The organism is Marisediminicola senii, from assembly GCF_011057645.1.
GTDB lineage: Bacteria > Actinomycetota > Actinomycetes > Actinomycetales > Microbacteriaceae > Marisediminicola > Marisediminicola senii.
In genome coordinates this window covers 1-3352 of record NZ_JAALGE010000092.1, presented here as the reverse complement: position 1 = coordinate 3352, position 3352 = coordinate 1, and the positions used below count along the sequence as shown (strand labels likewise).

Sequence of the window (3352 nt, the reverse complement as noted above, 5' to 3'; positions counted from 1 at the left end):
GGCGGGGTGCACCGGGGTCGGTGCGGGGGTGGATGCAGCATCCACCCCCCGCTCGTCTCCGACGTCACCCGCAGCCGGGACCGCCGTGCCGACGCCACCCGCGGAGACGCCCGCACCCGACGCACCGGCTCCTACCGCCGAGGCGACGCCCGAGCCCGCTGTGCCCGTGATCGAGCCGCTGCCGGTCGGGTCGCCCCCGACCGCGGTCACCATCCCCGCGATGGAGCTCTCGGAACCCCTGATCGACCTCGGCCTGCAGCAGGACGGCACGATGGAGGTGCCGTCGGACTTCTCCGAGGTCGGCTGGTACACCGGAGGGGGCAAGCCGGGCGGCATCGGGCCGACGGTCATCGCCGGGCACGTCGACTCGTCGTCGGGGCCGGCCGTGTTCTACCGGCTGCGCGAGCTCGTGATCGGCGACACCGTGCAGGTGAACGCCGCCGACGGCTCGGTGGTCGACTACACGGTGTATCGCACCGAGTCGTTTGCCAAGGCGGAGTTTCCCACCGGCGACGTGTTCGGGGCCCTGCCCGTCGACGAGCTGCGGCTCATCACCTGTGCAGGACGCTTCGACACGTCGATCGGGCACTACGACGACAACCTCGTCGTGTACGCGGCGCCGACCGCGCGCTAGTTCTGCGGGTCGCGGCTCCGTCCACGAGGCTAGTACCGCGGGTCGCGGCTCCGTCCACTCCTCCCCCGACGGCGTCGAGCCGGTTTCACGTTCGGATGTGATTCGTCCCCGCCCCGCGCCATGGCCGGCACTAGCCTGAGTGCCTGACCTGGGGAGGCCATCTGTGGCTACGAACGATCACGGTGCGACCGGCGCGGGGGCCGGTTCGACCACGGGGGGCAGTTCCGCCACGGGGGGCGACGACTTCCGTTCCTTCGCCGGCGACGTGCGCTGGCCGAGCTCGCCCGCGCTGCTCGTCGACACGACGGTCTGCCCGGCATGCTTCTCGCCGCTGCGAAGCGCGGTCTGCGACGTCTGCGCGCTCGACCTCACGCACCCGGCGGCCAGCCACCTGCTGGCCCTGTCGCGCACCGTCGCGCGCACGCTCGATGAGCGACTCACCACCATCGGACGTATCAGGCACGACGTGGATGCCGCGGCGACCGTCCGGCGCGACGCTGCCCGCGCAGCCAGCGAACGGGTGCCGGAGGTCGCGCCGACGACCGTGGCCGAGCCGATCGCGGCGCACGCTGGCGAGGCCGCCACCAGTCCGACTGCGGCAGCAGACGCGGCATCCGCACCTCCCGCCCCTCCTGCACCACCCGCACCACCCTCGGCGGGCCCCGCGTCCTCTCCCGCCGCTCCCCCGCGGCGCCGTCGCACCCCCAGCGTTCAGGTCATCCTGCTTCTCGTCGGGGTGGCGCTCCTCTCCGTCGCCGCGATCGCCTACCTCGTCTACGCGTTCGTCAACTACGGCATCGTGTGGCGGTCGATCATCATCGGCGCGGTCACCGTCACGGCGTTCGTGACAGCCACGCTGCTGCAGCGGGCGAGGCTGCGCACCACCGCGGAAGGCATCGCCGCGTTCGCCGTCGTGCTCGTGTTACTCGACGCGTACGCGGTTCGGGCGAATGACCTGTTCGGGTCGGCCTCCGCATCCGGACCGCTGTTCTGGGGCGTGACGCTGATAGCAGAATCCATCGGAATGATCGGCTGGTGCCGCATCTCGGGCCTTCGGGTGCCCAGCGTCGCCGGGTTCGCGGGCGTGCTGCCCGGCGTCGGACTCGTCGCGTCCGGGCTGGCGGGGGCGCAGCCCGACGCGGTGCGGGTGGCCGTCATCACTATCGCGATGGGCGCGGCCGGTCTCGTGCACCCGCTCGCCAGACTCGCCGCCACCGCCAGGCGCGCGGCGCAGCCTCGCACTCTCGAACGCGTGCTCGTGCTCGGCGGTGCCACGGTCGCGCTGGCCGTCGGCGCGATCGCGGCATCCGCCGCCCGCACGGCACCGGATGACGCGGTCACCTCGGTAATGCTGCTCGTACTCGTCGCCGCCGCCGCGATCGCACACGTCGTGGTGCTGCGCAGGACCTCGCGCACGCCGGTCCGCACGGTCGGCGTGTCCGCCACCCTCGCCGCCATTGCGGCAGTCAGCCTCGCGATCACCGGGTTCTCCGGCACGTTCCACGGCGGCAGCGACGACCTGCTCGTCATCGTTCCGCTCGTCGTCGCCGCGGTCGTCGCGCTCGCCGCCGAGGCACTGTCACGGCGGATGCCCGATCGCGAGTCGAGGGTGCCCGCCACCGCGGCGACGGTCGCCGCGGCATCCATCGTCGTCGCCGCGCTCGCGACGCCGCTGCTGCTCGGGGCGTCGCGGGCGCTGGTCGTGCTCGGCGTGAGTGCCGCAACACCGTGGACCTACGCCCCATCCGATGCGATCCTCGACATCGCGACCGACGACGTGCTCGCGGTGCTCGCACTCGCCATCGCCGCGGCCCTCGCGTTCACCGCGTGGATGCTGGGCGGGCTCGCGGTCGCGCGCGCCTGGGCCCTGGCCGCCATGGCTGCGGTCGTCCTCCTGCTCGCCGCCCCGCTCCTCGGGGGCATCGCCCTCATCGCCGCGGTGTGGTACGCCGTCGCGGTCGCGGCCCTGCTCGCAGCGCGTGCGGTGCGCACCCGCGCCATCGCTCGGTCGACGCAGGTTCCGCTGCTGCTCACGGTCGGGGTGGCGACGGCGTTCGGCTGGACCGCCGGCTGGGCGACCCTGGCGACCTGGGCTCCAGCTGCGGGCGCCGCCATCCTGATCGCGATCGCGACCCGCACGGTGGTGATGGATACCACGGCCAGGGCCGCCCTCGCCGGCACCGCCACCACGCTGCTGATCGTCGCCGCGGGCACCGCGGCCCGCCACGGAAGCTACGTCACCACGCCAACGCTCGACGAATGGTGGCCGGACAGCGCCCTGCTCGCGGGGGCGACAGCGGCGCTCCTGCTGCTGCTGGCGGCGACCGTTCGCCTGCGTGCGGCGAGCGACCTCGACCGGCGCATCGTGTTCTGGATCGGCCTGGCCACCGCGCTCGGTACGGCGCTCGCGCTGTTCGGCGCCGGCCTGAGCGGTCTCGCCGCGGTGACGCTGCTCCCTGCCGAGGTCACGTCGGCGATCGGCGTGGCCGTCGGCCTCGTGCTGCTCGCGGGCGTGCTCGCCTGGCTGCGGTCACCGCACGGGTCGTGGAGCGACCGGGTGGCGGCATCCATCGCCATCGCCCCTGCGGTCTGGCTCGCCATCGACGCCGCCTCACACCTGCTGGGCTTCGCGCGCGGCGAGTGGGCCGTGACGGCCGCCGTCGCTGCGGCGATCGTCTCGGTGGCGTCGCTGGCCTGGTGGGTGCGCGGGGCAGGGGC

At 73.7% G+C, this 3352-nt stretch carries 1 protein-coding gene and 1 pseudogene; both read left to right on the top strand.

The features are described 5' to 3' along the window. Positions 1-634: class F sortase (locus tag G5S38_RS15270; protein ID WP_235929125.1), on the top strand; the 634-nt coding region annotated here is incomplete at its 5' end. A 163-nt stretch (positions 635-797) separates the two neighbouring features. Then, a pseudogene (locus tag G5S38_RS15265) lies at positions 798-3352 on the top strand (hypothetical protein); the annotation flags it as partial.